The organism is Mesorhizobium sp. GW821-FHT04C10 (assembly GCF_059420305.1).
On sequence record NZ_JBWKTL010000001.1, the window covers coordinates 2,414,005 to 2,430,514 of the forward strand.

Consider the following 16,510-nt stretch of genomic DNA (forward strand, 5'->3'; position numbering starts at 1 on the left):
GGTGTCGCAGACTATCGAAACCACTGCGCATCCGGTTGCGGCTGTCACACGGCCCAACAGCGCCCTGAAGCGCTCGCTTATGGGCGGGTTGGTGACGTCGCTGCCGGTGCTGGTGATCGGGCTCGCGATCCTCAATTTCGCGCCGACCTACTACACCTATCTGGCGCTCGGCGCCTTCGTGAACCTGATCGTCGTCGTCGGCCTGCAAGTGTTCATGGGCAACTCCAACATCGCCAATCTCGGCCACAGCGCCTTTGTCGGCCTTGGCGCCTATGGCGTCGCCATTCTCTCGACGCCGCTGGCGATGAAGAAGCTGTCGATCCCCAACGCGCCGTTCGGTTTCGCGACGCTGCAGCTCGACCCGGTGTCCTCTGCGTTGATCGCTCTCGTTGTGGTCGGCATCGTCGCCGCTATCAGCGGCAAGGTCATCAGCCGCTTGTCGGGCGTCGCCGCGACCATCGTCAGCCTGGCGCTGCTGATCATCGTGCATTCGGTGTTTCTCAACTGGACCGATCTGTTCAAGGGCAACCAGGCCTTCTTCGGCATCCCAAAGGTGGTTGGCCTGCCCTGGATGCTGGTGTTTTCGGTCGTAGTGATCGTGCTGGCGCGGCTGTTCAAGGATAGCCGCTGGGGCCTGCAGCTGCGGGCGAGCGCCCAGAGTCCGCAAGCCGCCGCTGCGCTCGGCATCGACGCGAAAAAGCTGCGGCTGATGTCGTGGGTGCTGTCGGCGCTGATCTGCGGCCTTGCCGGTGTGCTCTATGCCTATTTCGCCGGCACGATCAGCCCAAAGCTCTTCTACTTCCAGATGATCTTCAACACGCTGGCGATGCTGATCCTGGGCGGCATGGCCACGGTGACGGGCGCGGTGACCGGCGTGATCGTGCTTTCGGTCGGGCTGGAATTCATCCGCAGCATCGAATCCGGCGTGACGATCGGCAGCGTCCAGCTGCCGCAATTGCTCGGCCTGTCCGGCGTGGCGCTCGGCGTCGTCATCGTGCTGTGCATGGCGTTCCGGCCGAGCGGCATCAGCGGCCGCTACGAGCTCGACGAATTGTTGTCGCGATTTTTGAGGCGCAACGCGAAATAGCGGCGCCCGGCATTCTTGGTGGAGGACTGAAAGTGGAATTTGAGGACAAGGCCGCGGCTTACGCGCCCCAGCTCGAGGCGTTGCAGAAGAAACTCGCGGCCGACGGGGTCGAGTTCATCGAGGTGCATACGGTCGACACGTCGGGCGCGTTCCGCTCCAAGATCGCACCGCTGAAGCTGTCGACGCATGGCGAATCCATCAACGCCATCCTCTATTGCGTCACCCATGGCGACGGCCAGCCGATGGGCGATGTCGCCTTCGCATCGCCCAGCGCCAATGAGGAGAACGGCTTTCCCAATATCAAGGGGATCATCGATCCCGCGACCGTGGTGCGGCATGGCTGGAAGCCGAAATTCGCCTCGGCCATCACCCGCTCCTACATGCTCGATGGCGCGGTCTGTCCGTTCGATCCGCGCGGCGTGCTGGCTCGCGTCGAGGAGCGCGCCAAGGCGCTCGGCTACGAGCCGATGTTCGCGCTGGAATACGAGTTTGGTATCTTCCATGCCGACCACGATCTGATGCGCGCCGGGCGCTATCGTGAGCTCAAGCCATGGGGCCATTCGCTGATCAACTATGATCTGGTGCGCAGCGGCGAGTATCAGGATTTCGCCGCCGAGTTCATCACCCGGATGAAGAGCATCGGCATCGGCGTTGCCTCGCTGGTCACCGAATATGGCTACGGCATGTATGAATATGCGCTGACGCCGAAGACCCCGCTGCAGGCGGCCGATGATGCCATGCGCGCCAAGCTGCATCTGCGCGAGCTCTGCGCCGAGCGGGGCCTGGTCGCCACCTTCATGACCCGCTTCCAGCCGCCGGGCAAGGAAAGCGCCTGTGGCGCGCATCACCATGTCAGCCTGTGGCGCGACGGCAAGCCGGCCTTCGCCGCTGGCCCGAACAGGCTGACGCCGGTCGCCGAGAAATTCCTCGCGGGCGTGCTCAACCGGATGCAGGAAACGCATCTCCTGTTCCGGCCGACGGTCAATTCCTACCGCCGCTTCGACCGTGGCGCCTGGTCACCGGAAGATGTCGCCTGGGGCTTCGAGAACCGCACCGCGCCAATCCGCGCCATCACAACGCCCAATGACGGCGCCTGCCGGCTGGAGCATCGTGCGCCGGGTGCCGACATCAATCCCTATCTGTCGATCGCGGCGATCCTCGCGGCGGGCTGCGAGGGCATTGAAAAGGACCTGCCACTGGAAGCGCCGGTGACGTCGAACCTCGCCACTCTCGACAAGCCGAAACTGCCGCGCACGCTCAATGCCTCCATCGAGGCATTCGCCGCGTCGGACTTCTGCGCCGAGGCGTTCGGCGAGGCCTTCCGCGACAACTATGCCGAAAGCCGGCGCGCAGAGCAGGCGGCGTTCGACGCCTGGCAGGCCTCGCACATCACCGACTTCGAATGGCAGCGCTATTTTGTGAGCTGACTCTTATTTTAACGCAATTCCGAAGGGCAAAGCGCTATGCGCTTTGCCCGGGAAAACCGCTTCACACTTTTCCTGGAATTGCTTTAGGACGCCGTTCACTCGGCCGCCTGAACGCGATTGGCCTGGATGAGGGCGCGGATCTCCGACCGGCAGGAGCCGCAATTGGTGCCGGCCTTTAGCGCACCGCCGATGGCTTCGACGGTGGTGCAGCCGGCTGCCACTGCCGCCACGATCTGGTTGGCTCCGACGTTGAAACAGGAGCAGACGGTGGCGCCTGCATCTGGCCGATCGGCACCGGCGCGGCCGGCGACGATTCTGAAGCGTTCGCGCTGGCTGGCGTGAACCTGCTCGAGCTGTTCAGCCGCCCAGCCACGCGACACCGCGACCGGGCCGGGCGCGACGAACAAGGCGCCCATGAGGTGCTCGCCATCGAAGGCGGCGATGCGGTGCCGGCCGGCGTCGCGGTCGTGATAGGCGAGCATCTGAGCATCGGGCGACGTGGCGAACAAGGATTGGGCAAACCCAGTCCAGTCGATGCCGTCGTCAGCGAAGGCAAGCTCTACCCGCCAGCCACCCTTGCAGCGGGCAATCGCCCAATAGTCTGCGGCAATGGTCGCGGGGCGTTGCCGCGTCACGGCAAAACCAAAAGCCTTGGCGGCAAACTTCTCCATGCGTGCGGCGACATGTTTCAGCGCGGGTTGGCCCGAGACCGGATCGACGAGCTGCGCGGTCAGTGCGTCGAGCCGGCCCCTTGCCGCGAACTGGTCGGTCCAGTGCATTGGTGCGAAGACGCTGCCCCGGCGCTGGCGGGACGTGATCAGGGCGCGGACCAGCACCTCGCCGTGTCGGCTGGAGATACGCACGATGTCGGCGTCGCCGATGCCGTGGTGCTGCGCGTCCACGGGGTGGATTTCGACGAAGGGCTCGGCAATGTGCTGGGACAGACGCGGGCTTTTGCCGGTGCGCGTCATGGTGTGCCAGTGGTCGCGGATGCGGCCGGTGTTGAGGACGAGCGGGAAATCGTTGATGACGCGGATGTCGGTGGTGGGACGGATGGCGATGAAGCGGGCTTTGCGGTCGGGTGTGTAGAAATTGCCGCTGGCGAAGAAGCGGGTGGGGTGGCGTTCGGTGGAGGCGACCGCCTCCAGCGGAGGCACAGTTTGAACGACCCTCTCCAGTGGGCGTCGAGCTTGAACGCCCCCCTCTGTCCTGCCGGACATCTCCCCCTCAAGGGGGGAGATTGGCAGTTTCGAGCCCGCAGCCCCTTCTGCAACGTTGACGATTGGCGAAGGCAGCAATGAGGGCTGATCTCCCCCCTTGAGGGGGAGATGGCCGGCAGGCCAGAGGGGGGTGCCTTGGCTCGGCGCTGGCCACTGGAATGGAGCCAGCGCGCCGTATTCCTCAGCATCTACCCCCGCATAAAACCCAATATCGAAGTCCCGCGCACCGTCATTCTCAAACCCAGACAGCGCGGCGTGCTCGCCAAAAATCTCCGTCGGCGAAGCATGCGCGAACGCCTCGGCAAATCCCATCCGTCGCGCCACTTCGGCGACAATCCACCAGTCGGGCCGCGCCTCACCGGGTGGGGGCAGAAAGGCGCGCTGGCGCGAGATGCGGCGTTCCGAATTGGTGACGGTGCCGTCCTTTTCGCCCCAGGCAGTGGCCGGCAGCCGTACATGGGCATGGCGCACGGTGTCCGTGCAGGCCAGCACGTCCGACACCACGACGAACGGGCAAGCCTTGATCGCCGCTTCGACGGCGTCGGCGTCCGGCATCGAATCGACAGGGTTGGTGGCCATGATCCACAGCGCCTTGACGCGCCCGTCGGCCACGGCCTGAAACATCTCGACCGCCTTCAGGCCGGGCTTCTGCGCGATATCAGGCGCGTTCCAGAAGCGCCGCACGCGGCCACGGTGCTCGGGGTTCTCGATCTCCATATGGGCGGCGAGCATATTCGCCATGCCGCCGACCTCACGGCCACCCATGGCGTTGGGCTGGCCGGTCACGGAGAACGGCCCGGCTCCCGGCTTGCCGATGCGGCCGGTGGCGAGATGGCAGTTGATGATGGCATTGACCTTGTCGGTGCCCGACGACGACTGGTTCACACCCTGGCTGTAGACCGTCACTGTCCTGGAGGTGGCGGCAAACAGGCTGTAGAAACGGCCAAGCTCGTCTTCGCTAAGGCCGGTGGCCGTGGCAACACCGGCAAGATCGAGCGTGGAGGCGGCGAAAAGGGCTTGTCCGAAGCCCGTCGTGTGCGCCGTGATATAGGCGCGGTCGAGCGCGTTGTGCTGGCCGAGCCAGGCGAGCAGGCCGGTGAACAGAGCGACGTCGCCATCGGGCGCGATCGCCAGATGCATGTCGGCTATGTCAGCGGTCATGGTGCGGCGCGGGTCGACAAGCACGATCTTCATCCCGGGCCGTTTTTCCCGGGCCGCCGCGATGCGCTGGTAGAGCACGGGGTGGCACCAGGCGAGGTTGGAGCCGACGAGCACGATGAGATCGGCGAGCTCCAGATCCTCGTATGTTCCCGGCACCGTGTCGGAACCGAAGGCGCGGCGGTGGCCGGCGACGGATGAGGCCATGCACAGGCGAGAATTGGTGTCGATGTTGGTCGAGCCGACAAAACCCTTCATCAGCTTGTTGGCGAGATAATAGTCCTCGGTCAGCAACTGGCCCGAGACATAGAAGGCGACCGCGTCCGGCCCGTGCTCGGCGATGGTTTGCGAGAAGGTCGAGGCGACGCGGTCGAGTGCTTCGTCCCACCCTGCGCGGCGGCCTTGGATTTCGGGGTGGAGCAGCCTGCCGTCGAGGCCGATGGTCTCGGCCAGCGCCGAGCCCTTGGAGCAGAGGCGGCCGAAATTCGCGGGATGATCGGGGTCGCCGCGAACGGACACTTGTCCGTCCGCGGCGACCTTCGCCAGCACGCCGCAGCCCACCCCGCAATAGGGGCAGGTGGTCCTCACCTCGCGCGCCTCGTCAATCTGCATGTGTTCAGGCCGCATGGCTCGCCAGCGTTTCCAGTGCCAGGAACAGGCGTTCGCCCTCGACCTTGACCGGGATGGTGCGCACCACGCCTTCGTCGGCGCCGAGCGCCTTGCCCGTCTCCAGCGAGATCACCCAATTGTGCAAGGGACAGGTCACCGCCGCGCCATGGACGATGCCCTGGCTCAGCGGACCGCCTTTGTGCGGGCAGTGATCGTCGATGGCGAAGACCTGGTCGTCCTGGGTGCGGAAGACGGCGACCTTGCGTTGCGGGGTGGCGACGCAGCGCGCGCCACGGCGGGGGATGTCGGAGATGGTGCCGATGGCGACCCAGGTCATTGAGCTGCCTTTGCTTGATGGGATTGCGCCGCTGACATCTCCATCACTCCGCCGCCTGCGCAAACCCGACCGAAGCCATCGGCCGAAACTCGTGCTTGTCCTTGCCGGAGACGCGTTCCGACCACGGGTCGACCTGGGCGAATTTCTGGGAAAAGACGAAGCGGTCGTAATAGGCCTTGCGCTTGGCATCGTCGTCCATGATCTGGCGCTTGATCTCGGGGATGCCAATGCGCTTGGCCCATTTGTAGATGCGCTCGAGATAGCGGCCCTGCTCGCGGTACATCTGTGTCAGCGCCACGATGTGCTCCAGCGCCTCGTCCTCGGTCTTGACCAGGCCCAGCACTTCGGTGCCCTTGATGTCGAGGCCTGCCGCGCCCGCGAAATGGATTTCGTAGCCAGAGTCGACGCAGATGACGCCGACATCCTTGCAGGTCGCTTCGGCGCAATTCCTGGGACAGCCCGACACCGCCATCTTGAGCTTGGCCGGGGTCCATGAGCCCCACATGAATTTTTCGATGCGGATGCCGAGCCCCGTCGAATCCTGCGTGCCGAAGCGGCACCAGTCCGAGCCGACGCAGGTCTTCACCGTGCGCAGGCCCTTGGCATAGGCATGACCGGAGACGAAGCCGGCCTGGCCGAGATCGGCCCACACCGCCGGCAGGTCTTCCTTGCGGATGCCCAGCATGTCGATGCGCTGGCCGCCGGTGACCTTGACCATCGGGATCTCGAACTTGTCGACGACGTCGGCGATGGCGCGCAGTTCGGCGGCGTTGGTCACCCCGCCCCACATGCGCGGCACCACTGAATAGGTGCCGTCCTTCTGGATGTTGGCGTGGACACGCTCGTTGATGAAGCGCGACTGATAGTCGTCAGCGTAGTCGTCCGGCCAGTCGCAGACGAGATAGTAGTTAAGGGCGGGCCGGCATTTGGCGCAGCCGCAGGAGGTCTTCCACTCCAGCTCCTGCATGACGGCCGGAATGGTCTTCAGGTGCTTGGCCTTGATCAGCCGGCGCACCTCGTCATGGCCGAGCGTGGTGCAGGCGCACATGGGCTGCACGGCGGCCGGGTTGTAGGTGTCGCCAAGGGTCAGCACCATCAGCTTCTCGACCAGCCCGGTGCAGGAGCCGCAGGAGGCCGACGCCTTGGTGTGCGCCCTGACATCGTCGAGCGAAGTCAGGCCCTTGGCCGTGATCATGCTGGTGATCTTGCTCTTACAGACGCCATTGCAGCCGCAGATTTCCGCATCATCCGGCAAGGCTGCAACGGCCGCCATAGGGTCCAGCGGGGCACCCCCCTGGTATGACTGACCGAAAATAAGCGTGTCGCGCATCTCCGAAATATCGGTCTGCTTCTTCTTGAGGTCGTTGAACCAGGCGCCGTCAGCGGTCTCGCCGTAAAGCACGGTGCCGATGATGCGGTCATCCCGGAGCACCAGACGCTTGTAGACACCGGCCGAAGCATCGCGCAGCACGATCTCCTGGCGGTCGTCGCCATCGGCGAAGTCGCCAAGCGAGAACAGCTCGATGCCGGTGACCTTGAGCTTGGTCGGCGTGTCGGAATGGACGAAGGCGGCAGCCTCGTCGCCGGCGAGCTGGCTCGCCGCAACACGCGCCATCTCGTAGAGCGGTGCGACCAGCCCGTAGACCATGCCGTTGACCTCGGCGCATTCGCCGAGCGCGTAGATGTCGGGGTCGTTGCTGCGCATGCCGGCGTCGACGACGATGCCTCTGTTGACGGCGATACCAGCCTCTTTCGCCAGTGCCGCATTCGGCCTGATGCCGACCGCCATCACCACCAGCGTCGCCGGAATCACGGTGCCGTCGGCGAGTTCCACCTGCTCGACCTTGCCGTTGCCGCTGATTGCCTGCGTGTTGGCCTTGGTGATGACCTTGATGCCGCGTTGCTCCACCGCGCGCTGCAGCAGGTAGCCGGCGGCCGGATCGAGCTGGCGCTCCATCAGCGTCGGCATGACATGAAGCACGGTGACGTCCATGCCTTGCGCATTCAGTCCGGCCGCCGCCTCCAGCCCGAGCAGGCCGCCGCCGATGACCACGGCCTTGGCCCGCGACTGGGCGGCAAGCATCATGGCGCGTACATCGTCGAGATCGCGGTAGGTCAGCACGCCGGGCAGATTGTGACCGGGCACCGGAATGATGAACGGCACCGAACCGGTGGCGATGACAAGCTTGTCGTAAGGCTCTGTGACGCCATGATCGGAGGTGACGGTCTTTGCTTGCCGGTCGATGGCAACGATCTTGTGGCCCTTGTAGAGGGTGATGCCGTGCTTGATGTACCAGCCGTCACCATGGATGATGATCTCCTCATAATCCTTCTCGCCCGACAGAACAGGCGACAGCATGATGCGGTCGTAGTTCACGCGCGGCTCGGCGTTGAAGATGGTGACCTGGTAGCGGCCGGGCGCCTTTTCCAGCAGATGCTCCAGCATGCGCCCGGGGGCCATGCCGTTGCCGATGATGACGAGTTTCTCGGTCATATCCAGTCTCACTCAGCCGCGTAGGAAAGGGGTGAAGCTTCAGCAGGTGCCGCACGCTCCATGCGCCGGATGGAGACATGCATCCAGGCAAGGCAGGCGACGACGATCAGGAACAGCAGCATGAAGCAGCTCGACCAGACGCCGGTGAGGTCGTTGAGCGCGCCGAAGGCGATCGGAAGGACAAAGCCGCCGAGCCCGCCGATCATGCCCACGACGCCTCCTACAGCGCCGACATTCTGCGGATAGTAGGCGGGGATGTGCTTGTAGACCGCAGCCTTGCCGAGGCTCATGAAGAAGCCGAGCACGCAGGCAACGGCGATGAAGGCGAGCGGGCCGATCTCGAAATGGAAGGCGATCGGCCCGCTGATGCCGCGTACGACGTAGTCTGCCGAGGGGAGAGACAGAACGAGAGTCGCGACGGCACTGACGGCGAAGGTCGAATAGAGCACGGTACGGGCGCCGATCCGGTCGGAAATTACGCCGCCATAGGCGCGGAAGACGCTCGCGGGAATCGAATAGGCGGCGCCGATCATGCCGGCGGTCGCAAGCCCGAACCCGTAAACGCCGATCAGGTAGCGCGGCAGCCACAGCGACAGCGCCACGAACGCGCCGAAGGCGAAGAAATAGTAGAAGGCGAAGCGCCAGACCTGCAGGTTCTTGAGCGGTGCGAATTCCTGCCAGAAGCTTCTGGTCGGTGCTGCCTTGCCGGCACGGCGCTCGCGGATGACCGGATCGTCGCCGGTGGTGAACCAGAAGATAGCGGCCATGACGACGAGTGCGGCCGCCCAGATCATCGCGACCGACTGCCAGCCCCAGGAGAGCAGCACGAACGGCGCCAGGAACTTGGTGACCGCGGCCCCGACATTGCCGGCGCCGAAGATGCCAAGGGCCGTGCCCTGCCTATCGGCGGGGAAGAAGCGCGAGACATAGGACACGCCAACGGCGAAAGAGCCGCCGGCGAGCCCGACGCCAAGTGCTGCGACCAGCATCTGCCCGTAGGTGTGCGCAAAGGCCAGCAGGAAGGTCGCGACCGCCGCGGCAAGCATGGTCGCGGTGTAGACCAGCCGTCCGCCAAAACGGTCGGTCCAGACGCCGAGCACCATGCGCACGAGCGAACCAGTCAGGATCGGCGTGCCGACGAGCAGGCCGAACTCAGTCTCGTTCAGCCCAAGCTCCTGCTTGATGCGCACGCCGATGATCGAAAAGATCGTCCACACCGCGAAGCAGATGGTGAAGGCGATGGTGGACATCACGAGCGCCTGCCGGGGAGCATTGTCCGGGCTGGGCGCGGCTGGGAGATTTGCGGTCATTTGTCGACTCCGGTATGCGGCGCGGGAGGCGCCGCCCTTGTCTGTTCGTTCGCTATTGTCAGCGGCGCGACATCGGCGAGCTGGTTGAAACCGAGCTTTGCGCGGTCACTTCGGGACCCTTGCCGTCAGTCTTGACGCCTGCGGGAAAGAGCAGGAGCGCGGCGGTGAACAGCACCGCCGTCAGCGCGCTGCTCGCCAGAAAATCGCGGCGTGTGAAATCCTTGAGGGTGGTGACAGTTCCGATCCGTATTGCCATCGTCGTCTCCGGTTGACGCCGCCTGGGACCAGCGCCGTCGATTGCGTATCGGCCAAAACAAAAAAGCCGCCGGCCAGGTCTTCGCGCCCGGAAATCCGGATCGCGTCTTGACCTGAGCGGCAGCTTTGCCTGTGGGCGCCCGCCATTGGACGCCTGTTCGAGTGCCCGAGAAGGGCTCGGCTAATTCAAAGCAGGAACCGTGCCAGTTTCGGGTGGCAGAAAAAAATCAATGAAATCAGTGATGCAAAGCGATCGTCGCCGCGCGGCCCCGCAGGCCGCGCAGGTCAAAGATTGTTCATCAGAACTATCGAGCGCACAATTTTTGTGCAATGCACAAGAATGGCGCTGGAATGATCAGGCTTCCGCGCGGGCCGATTTCTGACCGGCAATGTAGGCGTCGATCTCGTCAGGATCGAAGATCTGGCCGTCGAAGAAACCGTCCGGGCCGAGCACAAGGCCCGCCCCGGTCGCGCCGACCGCGGTGGCGAGCTTGAGCGCGCCCTCGACCTTGGCATTGGCGCCGGGAAGTGCCACGCCGAGCGGCTTCATCGCCGCGCGGTAGAGGTCGGGCCTGTAGCAGTCGCGCGCAATGGCGAGATTTTCAGGTGTGTGCGCCACATGCCCCCAGCGCACCATCTGCGTGTAGAACCACAGCGCATGGCTCTTCCACGGAAAGTTCGCCGCCTTGTCGAAGGGCAGGAAGAAGTCGTCAACATCTCGTTGCGCTGTGCCGCCCAATCGGAGATGACCGGTCAGGATCGGCATCTGCACGGCCGGCGGCAGGCCGAGGAAGGCGGGCTGCGCCATCACGGCGGCCAGCTCGGCGTGGTTGACCGGATCCTGGCACCAGCGCGCCGAATGATGCAGCGCGCGCAGCAGCGCGGCCAGAGCCCCGGGATTCTCGTCCGCCCAGGCCTTGCGCACGCCGATCACCTTCTCCGGACTGTTGCGCCATATCTGCGCCTTGACGGTGACGATATGGCCGGTGCCGGCGGCCACCGCGGCGCTGTTCCAGGGTTCGCCGACGCAGTAGCCGTCGATGCGCCCAGTGGCCAGCGCGTCGGCCATGAACGGCGGCGGTACGATGACAATCTCGATTTCGCGGTCGGGATCGATGCCGCAGGCGGCCAGCCAGTAGCGCAGTTCGTAATTGTGCCCGGAATGCGGATGCACGACGGCGAAGCGTAACGGCTCGCGCCCGCCCGCCGCCCGCTCGCGGATGAAGCCGCCAAGTGCCGCTCCGGCTCGCGCCGGATCAAGATCGGGTTCCGCGCCATGCGCGGCCATGCCGGCCCAGACTGCGTTGGAAATGGTGACGCAATTGCCGCCAAGCCCGAGCGAGAAGGGCACGATGGTTTCGGAAGCGAGCGGCGTCAGCCCGAGATTGCAGGCGAGCGGCATCGGCCCCAGCATATGCGCGAGATGGAAATGGCCGATGGCGATACGGTCGCGGATGTTGGCCCAGGACGTCTCGCGGTGCAGCGTGAGATCTATGCCTTCGCGCGCGGCGAAGCCAAGCTGGCTTGCCGCGACCAGCACGGCGCTGTCGAAAAGCGGCATGAAGCCGGCGGTGATCTGATGCTCGGCACCCATGCTCATTCGTCCTCCGCCGGTCCGAGCAGCCCGGCGGCAGTCACCAGGCTCTGGGCGATCTCGCTGATCTTGCGGTTCTGGTTCATCGCCGTCTTGCGCAACAGCGTGTAGGCGGCGTCTTCGGAGAGGCCGCGCGACTTCATCAATATGCCCTTGGCGCGGTCAATGACCTTGCGACCCTCTAGCTCGCTGCGCGCCTCTTCCAGCTCGCGTGCCATGCGCGAGAAAGCATTGAAGCGGCTCACCGCCATGTCGAGGATCGGCTTGACGCGCTCTTGCCTGAGCCCGTCGACGACATAGGCGGACACGCCGGCATCGACCGCTGCCTCGATCGAGGCCTGGTCCGAGCGGTCGACGAACATGGCGATCGGCCGCTTCACGGCACGCGACAGCTGGAACATGTTTTCGAGCATGTCACGGTTGGGGTTTTCGAGGTCGATGACGATGACATCCGGCTCGATCTCGGCGATCCGTCGCGCGATGCCGGTCACGTCATGGATGATGGTGACCCGTTCATGGCCAGCCTCGCGCAGTCCCGCCTCGATGATCGAGGCGCGGATGCGATTTTCGTCGATCACCAGGACGGCTAGGGAGGATCGGACCATGCCCGCATTGTGGGCAAGGCCGCGAAATTGTGCAATGCGGTATAGCCACGTCCATGTAAGAACCGTGGCTATGCCATCGCCGTCGCGATACTCACTCTCCGCCGAGGATCAGGTTCTGGCGGAACCGAGCAAACCGGGGTTTTAGCCGCAGACGCGAACGTCCTCGATCACCCTGTGATGATGGCGCCAATGCACGACCGTTTCGGTGTGGCAGCGGTGATGCCGGTGGTGGCGCCGGTATTCGCCGTCATTGTCATACTGGACGTTCTGGTCGCCATCATACTGATTGTCATAACGGCGGTCATGGTGCCGGCGAACAACAATTCCGCCATTATCGGACTCGTCATCCGGTGAATATCGGTTGCCGTCGTCGGACTGGATAATCACGCTAGCGGCTTGCGTTGGCGCAATGACTGCCGCTGTCGCCGTCAATGCCAAAAGGGAAGCTAAAATCAATTTTTTCATTTCGTCCTCCTGCGAGTTCAGGACTTAAACTCGACGTATCAACTCGCGGAAGAACCGAGCGTTCCACTGTAAATCTACACACTTTGCGACGCAGGAGACATTGCGTTATCGGCCGAAACCATATGATCCAGGCGCACGAAGGCTGTTAGCGGTAGATGATCGGAGGCAACGCGCGATAGCGGCGTATCGTGCGCTTCGACCGCCGCTATCATTCCGTGCCGATTGGTCATGATCCGGTCGAGCGCCAAGAGCGGCAGGTTGGAGGGGAAGGTGGGGACCGCCGGCGGTTGCGGCCCGAAAGTCGCATGCAGCGTGTTGAGCGCGGAGCGGTTTCCAAGCCGCCACTCGTTAAGGTCGCCAAGCAGCAGGGTCGGCTTCTCATCGGCGCTGCTCATGATGTCCAGCACGACGCGAGCCTGCTGGGAGCGCGAATGGCGCAGCAAGCCGAGATGGGCGGCGATGACACGCAATGTCCGGTTTCCATCGAGGTCGATCTCCGCCACCACCGCGCCGCGCGGTTCCAGGCCCGGAAGCCTGATCTGATGCACGTCACGGACGACACCCCTCTTGAACAGCAGGACATTGCCATGCCAGCCGTGACCCTTGCCGGTGGCCGAAATCGGCACCGGCACGAGGCCGGTTTCGCGCTCGAGGCGGGGCAGGTCCAGGAGGCCGTCACGGTCGCCGAAACGGTTGTCGGCCTCCTGCAGGGCAATGACATCGGGGTCGATTTCGCGGATGACGCGGCTGGTCCGCTCAGGGTCGAACTTCCGGTCGACACCGATACATTTATGGACATTGTAGGAAGCGACCAGCGTGCCGGTGGCGGCGGTCGCCTTGTGCGCAGCCGCGTTTGCTTTCCGCATCCGCCGGTCGCGGATGGTCAAAAGCATGCTTGCCGGAAGGCTGCGTCCGTTCATTCGCATCGTGTGCTTGCCATTCCTGCTGCCTTCACCATGCACTTCAAATAGAGTCTTTGCGCCTATGTTCCATGATCGACTTCAAACTATCCGGCAAACACGTCGTTTTGTTAAAGTCAGGCCTTCTAGAGATAGGGTGATCCCAGCCACAGGATACGGTCGAACAGCCGGATGATGAAGGGCCGGGCCCGCAAGGAGTCCAGGGTGACAGGGATGGCCGTTTCGATTGCCGATCCAATCCGGGTTTCGATCTCGTGGGCAAAGCCCGCGTCGAGGACCTCCAGATCGATCTCGAAGTTGAGCCGCAACGACCGGGCGTCGAGATTGGACGAGCCGACATAGGCCCAGACGCCGTCGATCGAAAGCAGCTTGGAATGGTCGAATGGGCCTTCCGTGCGCCATATGCGGCAATAGTTCTTCAGGATCTGGTCGAATTGCGCGGTCATGGCGCGGTCGACAAGGAAGAGATTGTTCACCGCGGGCACCACGACATCGATCTCGACGCCGCGTCGGGCGGCGGTGATCAACGCGCTGATCAGCTCCCGGTCCGGCAGGAAATAGGGCGACATCAGGCGGATCGACTTGCGCGCGACCGAGAACGCACCGATCAGCAGTTTGTGGTTGGTCTCATTGCTGGCATCAGGCCCGGATGCAACCGCCCGCACCAGCATCGGCTGGCCAGGTGGCGGCGACAGCGGGGCAATTCGCCAGGCATCGCCCTTCAGGGCCTCGTTGGTGGCGAAGCGCCAGTCTTCGGCGGCAACCGAGAACAGGTCGGCGACGACAGGCCCGGTGACCTTGAAATGCGTGTCCCTTGCGCTGTTGGAGCCTGCGAACTCGGCGGAAAAACCCTTGCGGATGTTCATGCCGCCGGTAAAGGCAACCGTGCCGTCGACCACAAGGATCTTCCGGTGGGTCCTGAGATTGGCGTAAGGCAGGCGCAGGCCCATGACGATGTTGCCGTTGAAGACGTCGGCGGGAATGTCGGCCTCGCGCAGATGACCCAGGATGCTGGGGACCGAATAGCGGGCGCCGACGGCGTCGATCAGCACACGAACGGTGACGCCGCGCCGGACGGCACCGGCCAGCGATTCGACGAAAAGCAGGCCGACGGCGTCATTGTCGAAAATGTAAGTCTCGAGCAGGAGGCTGCGTTCGGCGCCATCGATGGCCGCGCACATGGCGGCATAGGCCTCGTCGCCGGTCTCCAGTACGTCGATGGCATTGCCTGGGTTGAGCGCGCGCCGCGCCACCCTGTCGCCCAGTGTCCGCAGACCGGTGAAGCGCTGCCCGTACCGTTCGACAATGAGTGCCTCCTCGGCAGCGACGTCACCCTCGTGCTTGGCGGCCACCGCATCGCCGGCAAGCGGGCGCTGCGCGGTGATCGTGGCGCGGCGAATGCGGTTGATGCCGGCCACGGCATAGATCAGCACGCCGAGGATCGGTGACAGCACCATTACGCCCACCCAGCCGGTGGCGGCGCGGACATCTTCCTTGGTCATGACGGCGTGGGCGATACCGACGGTCGCCATCACCACCGAGATGATTGCCAGGATTTGGCTCCAGTGAGTCGCAATGGTGTCGAACATTGCCGGGACTATCCAGCGAGCGATTGCAGAAGGCAATGCGGCCGATCATGCTTCGCATTCGCAGGTGGCGCCCATAGCTCGGTCAGCACTTTGGATAGGCGTCAGCGCCACGGGATTGGCCAGGGCAAAACATCGGTTCTGCGTGCTCCAGCGTCGCCTTGCCGGGTCCCATGGAACGTTGCCGCGCCGCGGTCGTTTAGTCCCGGTGCCACTGCCATCGGAGCGTGACCATGAAGAAAACCTACGTCAAACCCACGCTTGTGAAACGCGAAAAACTAACCGAGCGCACAGCGCAAATCGTGGCATCCGGGATCATACTGAGCGAGTAGCCGCACCTTCGCGAGCCGGAGTTCCCGCTCCTGCGAACAGATGCACAGTGTCGATTGGCATCGAGTTGTTGACGGCCGCTTCTGTGTTTCGAGATCATCGAGGATCGGTGAAGTTGAAGTCGCGGAGCGTCTCACCGCACCCTTGGGCGAGAGTACCCCGACGGCGTCAAAACAGTGTGGAGAAAGTGGTAGCGGGAGAGCGCTACCGCCTTTCCCCCTACTCATCGAACCACCAGTTCCGGCTTCGCTGCTGCGGCTGAGAAAGCGAGCTTGCATCTCATCGACTTAGCGAGGATCGAGGAACGTTTCGTCGCGTCGAGCTTCCTAATCTTGAAGCGCCTCGGTCCACGCGCTCTCGCTCGTGACCTGTTGCACCGCTTCGCCGGCAGACCGCTAAGAACCTTGGGTGGAGTCCACACGCTGAAGACCGGCTCACGAATGTTCGGCCGTCGCAACGCATCTGCGATCGAGGTGATAGTATCCGGAATCGCCCGTGCCGATCACAAAACATAATAGAATCAATACGATTCAACGTTGAATAAAGCCATATTATTTAGTTTGGATGCAAATCCATCGTTCCAAATTGAAGGTGTATATTAGCAATTTCTGTTAATCCATTTACTGCGGTCGTATTAGCGTAAAGTGTAAGATTTTTATCAGATCCGCCTTTCTTGCCTGGATCTTCTTCAACTGCTAGTCTTGCTTATCCGGAATCCTGGAGTGAGGAGATGCATGCGGCCATCTCTTGGAAGGGAAGCGGTGGCGGCAGGGATGTTGACCTCCCTGCGTTTTGCGTGTGCTCCGGCGTTTGCCGCACATAGCTCCTCCGTCGCCGCCATGAGCAACAACCTGGAGCCCACCTCGCTCCCTCAGGGTTTGAATGGGTTGGATGTCGGCTGCGATGCAGCCACAGATGGCGCGGACGGCGAAAGTACACCTGCCTTCGACAGCCGGATTGTCAGTGGCGGTCAGATGGCCCAACGTGCGGCCGGTATCAACGTCTTGACAGGCAACAGCACCTGCGGCTGGCGCACGGCGGAAATAACCGGCGACATCTTCGCCCCCGGCGATCCTGGAGCGGCGCCGGGCAACCGGTCGGGACCATAGGTCC

13 protein-coding genes are annotated in these 16,510 nt (G+C 63.6%); 3 read left to right on the top strand and 10 right to left on the bottom strand.

Annotated elements, in window-relative coordinates:
* The first annotated feature begins 1 nt into the window (after position 1).
* Both AC07UC_RS11630 and AC07UC_RS11635 read left to right on the top strand, forming a co-directional pair.
* Complete coding sequence (locus AC07UC_RS11630; RefSeq protein WP_494905779.1) at positions 2–1,087, top strand: branched-chain amino acid ABC transporter permease; 1,086 nt, start codon at positions 2–4, stop codon at positions 1,085–1,087.
* A gap of 32 nt (positions 1,088–1,119) precedes the next feature.
* Positions 1,120–2,514 (top strand): glutamine synthetase family protein, encoded by a 1,395-nt coding sequence (locus AC07UC_RS11635; RefSeq protein ID WP_056578149.1) that lies wholly within the window; start codon positions 1,120–1,122, stop codon positions 2,512–2,514.
* 95 nt (positions 2,515–2,609) lie between these two features.
* Here AC07UC_RS11635 and AC07UC_RS11640 read toward each other — a convergent pair whose 3' ends face one another.
* The 10 genes from AC07UC_RS11640 to AC07UC_RS11685 all read right to left on the bottom strand — a co-directional run bounded on the left by AC07UC_RS11640 (position 2,610) and on the right by AC07UC_RS11685 (position 15,070).
* Entirely contained in the window at positions 2,610–5,504 is a 2,895-nt protein-coding gene (locus AC07UC_RS11640; RefSeq protein ID WP_494905781.1) for a nitrate reductase, read from the bottom strand.
* A gap of 4 nt (positions 5,505–5,508) precedes the next feature.
* Positions 5,509–5,838 carry a nitrite reductase small subunit NirD gene (gene nirD / locus AC07UC_RS11645; protein WP_494905783.1) on the bottom strand — a complete coding sequence of 110 codons (330 nt, stop codon included), beginning with the start codon at positions 5,836–5,838 and terminating at the stop codon, positions 5,509–5,511.
* 43 nt (positions 5,839–5,881) lie between these two features.
* A complete protein-coding gene (gene nirB / locus AC07UC_RS11650; protein ID WP_494905784.1) occupies positions 5,882–8,332 on the bottom strand; it encodes a nitrite reductase large subunit NirB in 2,451 nt (816 codons plus the stop codon).
* Between the two features lie 8 nt (positions 8,333–8,340).
* A complete protein-coding gene (locus AC07UC_RS11655; protein WP_494905785.1) occupies positions 8,341–9,642 on the bottom strand; it encodes an MFS transporter in 1,302 nt (433 codons plus the stop codon).
* A 58-nt stretch (positions 9,643–9,700) separates the two neighbouring features.
* Positions 9,701–9,898 (bottom strand): hypothetical protein, encoded by a 198-nt coding sequence (locus tag AC07UC_RS11660; RefSeq protein WP_494905786.1) that lies wholly within the window; start codon positions 9,896–9,898, stop codon positions 9,701–9,703.
* Positions 9,899–10,252: 354 nt separating this feature from the next.
* Positions 10,253–11,491, bottom strand: coding sequence for a CmpA/NrtA family ABC transporter substrate-binding protein (locus AC07UC_RS11665; protein WP_494908922.1), 1,239 nt, complete (start codon positions 11,489–11,491; stop codon positions 10,253–10,255).
* Between the two features lie 2 nt (positions 11,492–11,493).
* Complete coding sequence (locus tag AC07UC_RS11670; protein ID WP_494905788.1) at positions 11,494–12,096, bottom strand: ANTAR domain-containing response regulator; 603 nt, start codon at positions 12,094–12,096, stop codon at positions 11,494–11,496.
* 141 nt (positions 12,097–12,237) lie between these two features.
* On the bottom strand, positions 12,238–12,561 hold the full coding sequence (locus AC07UC_RS11675; RefSeq protein ID WP_494905789.1) for a hypothetical protein: 324 nt from the start codon (positions 12,559–12,561) through the stop codon (positions 12,238–12,240).
* Positions 12,562–12,635: 74 nt separating this feature from the next.
* Positions 12,636–13,487 (bottom strand): endonuclease/exonuclease/phosphatase family protein, encoded by an 852-nt coding sequence (locus tag AC07UC_RS11680; protein ID WP_140771627.1) that lies wholly within the window; start codon positions 13,485–13,487, stop codon positions 12,636–12,638.
* Positions 13,488–13,606: 119 nt separating this feature from the next.
* Positions 13,607–15,070 (bottom strand): phospholipase D-like domain-containing protein, encoded by a 1,464-nt coding sequence (locus AC07UC_RS11685; protein ID WP_494905790.1) that lies wholly within the window; start codon positions 15,068–15,070, stop codon positions 13,607–13,609.
* Positions 15,071–16,170: 1,100 nt separating this feature from the next.
* Here AC07UC_RS11685 and AC07UC_RS11690 point away from each other — a divergent pair.
* Positions 16,171–16,506: a hypothetical protein gene (locus AC07UC_RS11690; RefSeq protein ID WP_494905792.1), complete on the top strand. Its 336-nt coding sequence runs from the start codon at positions 16,171–16,173 to the stop codon at positions 16,504–16,506.
* Positions 16,507–16,510: the final 4 nt, after the last annotated feature.

Excerpts from the sequence above, each read along its gene's own strand:
- AC07UC_RS11640 (WP_494905781.1), bottom strand. The coding sequence starts at position 5,504 with ATGCAGATTGACGAGGCGCGCGAGGTGAGGACCACCTGCCCCTATTGC.
- nirD (WP_494905783.1), bottom strand. The coding sequence starts at position 5,838 with ATGACCTGGGTCGCCATCGGCACCATCTCCGACATCCCCCGCCGTGGC.
- nirB (WP_494905784.1), bottom strand. The coding sequence starts at position 8,332 with ATGACCGAGAAACTCGTCATCATCGGCAACGGCATGGCCCCCGGGCGC.
- AC07UC_RS11655 (WP_494905785.1), bottom strand. The coding sequence starts at position 9,642 with ATGACCGCAAATCTCCCAGCCGCGCCCAGCCCGGACAATGCTCCCCGG.
- AC07UC_RS11660 (WP_494905786.1), bottom strand. The coding sequence starts at position 9,898 with ATGGCAATACGGATCGGAACTGTCACCACCCTCAAGGATTTCACACGC.
- AC07UC_RS11665 (WP_494908922.1), bottom strand. The coding sequence starts at position 11,491 with ATGGGTGCCGAGCATCAGATCACCGCCGGCTTCATGCCGCTTTTCGAC.
- AC07UC_RS11670 (WP_494905788.1), bottom strand. The coding sequence starts at position 12,096 with ATGGTCCGATCCTCCCTAGCCGTCCTGGTGATCGACGAAAATCGCATC.
- AC07UC_RS11675 (WP_494905789.1), bottom strand. The coding sequence starts at position 12,561 with ATGAAAAAATTGATTTTAGCTTCCCTTTTGGCATTGACGGCGACAGCG.
- AC07UC_RS11680 (WP_140771627.1), bottom strand. The coding sequence starts at position 13,487 with ATGCGAATGAACGGACGCAGCCTTCCGGCAAGCATGCTTTTGACCATC.
- AC07UC_RS11685 (WP_494905790.1), bottom strand. The coding sequence starts at position 15,070 with ATGTTCGACACCATTGCGACTCACTGGAGCCAAATCCTGGCAATCATC.
- AC07UC_RS11690 (WP_494905792.1), top strand. The coding sequence starts at position 16,171 with ATGTTGACCTCCCTGCGTTTTGCGTGTGCTCCGGCGTTTGCCGCACAT.